The sequence below is a fragment of the Polaribacter sp. genome, from assembly GCF_965660385.1.
GTDB lineage: Bacteria > Bacteroidota > Bacteroidia > Flavobacteriales > Flavobacteriaceae > Polaribacter.
Genome location: NZ_CBFHZT010000128.1, coordinates 1 through 1,913 on the forward strand (window position 1 = coordinate 1; position 1,913 = coordinate 1,913).

Annotated in this window: 4 protein-coding genes; all 4 read right to left on the reverse strand. The window is 26.1% G+C overall.

The window, feature by feature from the left end:
- Nucleotides 1–363, reverse strand: a 363-nt coding sequence (locus tag ACTG3V_RS15505) for a hypothetical protein (protein WP_439133077.1), incomplete at its 3' end; no start/stop codon positions are given.
- Complete coding sequence (locus ACTG3V_RS15510; protein ID WP_439133078.1) at nt 363–1,106, reverse strand: DUF7833 domain-containing protein; 744 nt, start codon at nt 1,104–1,106, stop codon at nt 363–365. The genes ACTG3V_RS15505 and ACTG3V_RS15510, both read right to left, overlap by 1 nt.
- Before the next feature lie 2 nt (nt 1,107–1,108).
- Entirely contained in the window at nt 1,109–1,312 is a 204-nt protein-coding gene (locus ACTG3V_RS15515) for a hypothetical protein (protein WP_439133079.1), read from the reverse strand.
- A 168-nt stretch (nt 1,313–1,480) separates the two neighbouring features.
- Entirely contained in the window at nt 1,481–1,804 is a 324-nt protein-coding gene (locus ACTG3V_RS15520) for a RusA family crossover junction endodeoxyribonuclease (protein WP_439133080.1), read from the reverse strand.
- Nucleotides 1,805–1,913: the final 109 nt, after the last annotated feature.

A 1,913-nucleotide genomic window follows, 5' to 3' on the forward strand; every position in this document is an offset into this window, starting at 1 on the left:
AAGTTGATTATCTTGTAAATCTTTGTGAAAACTTTTATAAAACATTGACAACGGTTTAGATAACATTCTATTTAAATCTTGAGCAGGATAATTTTCTAAAACAGTTGTATTGAAATATCTAATATTCATAGTTAAATGATAAATATATAATTTAGCAAATAAAACGTTATTTGCGACGTTTATTTTCTTATCCCTATCCAAACTACCTAAAAGTGATTTAAGAGCATTAAAATCGTTTTCGTTTGGCTCAAATTTGAAGTATTGACCATTTTCTTTAGGCGCTAATCTCCATATAAGTCTTTTAACGGATTTATCAACATCCCAAAAATCTTTGTTATCTTTTATTTTCTTTTCGTTATCCATTAGAAATATCTTATTGGTTCTTTTTTGGGTTGTACTTTTTCGATTGATGGTTGTTTACGCATCCAGCTAGGAAAATGTTGTTGAAACTCTTTTTTGTTGTTATGTATTTTTTTATCTTGGTCTAATCTGTTTAAAAATAAACCTAAATATTTTTTTATTGTTGCTTTACAAATTTCAGGTTTAGTGTTTTTTAAGAATTCTCTAGATATTGATTCTATAAAAATACTATCGTTATAAAGTTGATTAGCATAAATTTTATATTTATCTCTATATTTTAAAAATACGGCGTCGATTTCGCTTTCTACATCAACATTATTTTCATTATTTATATTATTATCATTATTGTTTGGTGTCAACTGCGTTTCAATTGCGTTTCGTTTCTGTTTCATTTCTGTTTCATCTGCGTTTCGTTTGTCTTGGTAACTATCATATTTACAAACAGTTAAGCGTGTCGTTTTATGTTCGTTTTTTGTGGTAATCATTTCATCATTTTCTAACAAAATAAAAAAACGTCTTACCCTACTTTTATTCCAATTCCAACGTTTAGCCCAAGTATTTAAACACTTAATACTTTCGCCTCTTTTAACTGTAAATAAGGTGTTTTTTATCATTACTTTTTGTTCAGAATGATTTACAGTAAGTAATATATCAAACCAAGCCTCTAACTTACTAAATTCTCTTTTTTCTTGCCATAGCCAATGTTCCTGAACTTTTCTATTTATACTTATCCAACCCTTATTCATATTTATTGGATTTTAGATATTTCACGTTTTAAAACTTTACATAATTTAACAGCAGTAGCCTTATTTAATGTAATAAATTCCGCTTGTTCAGGTGTTTCCCAATCATAAACCTTTATAAATATTTCATTGTTAGAATTAAAATAAAGTTGCAATTCTTGGCTTTCTGAATTTTCAGTACCTGTGAAAATAATCTTTGTATTTTCCATTTTTATGATGATTATTAGATATCAACAAACTTTTAAGTATTAAAAAACCTTTACAATCATAGCAAAATGTGGAACTGGCTAATCCTGTAAAGGTTGTATAAATATTTTCGTTAGTTGTAAAGTTCCACCAAAACAACAGATAAGCAAATATACAAAATTTATTTTAAATCATAGCTTTTCAATCCTAAAATCTATAAATTCTTGACCTCTTTTTACGATTACTTTTTCAATTTCAGCCCTGTAAATTCGACTATCGTTAAAATCGTATTTTTTTTGTAAAATATCTTGAAAAGGTTTTATTGGATTGTCCCAATCAGAAGCCTTAGAACTAAAACCAAAAGTAATTATTAGTTTTAAATTACCCTCAGGAATTTTTAATTTTGGCAAAATAGCTAAAACAGTTTTTTCATAATCTTTGTATTTTTTAGTTTTAAATCTACGACCTTGCCAAACTTGGTTTACTGATAATGGTTTTACATCAATCCTTTTCACAATAACAGTATTTAATATTTAACCAGCAATTACATTTTCTTTTTTCCATATTAATTATTTTCTAAAAAAGGTATATCTTTTTTATGTTTACAAATTTTTTTATATTCTA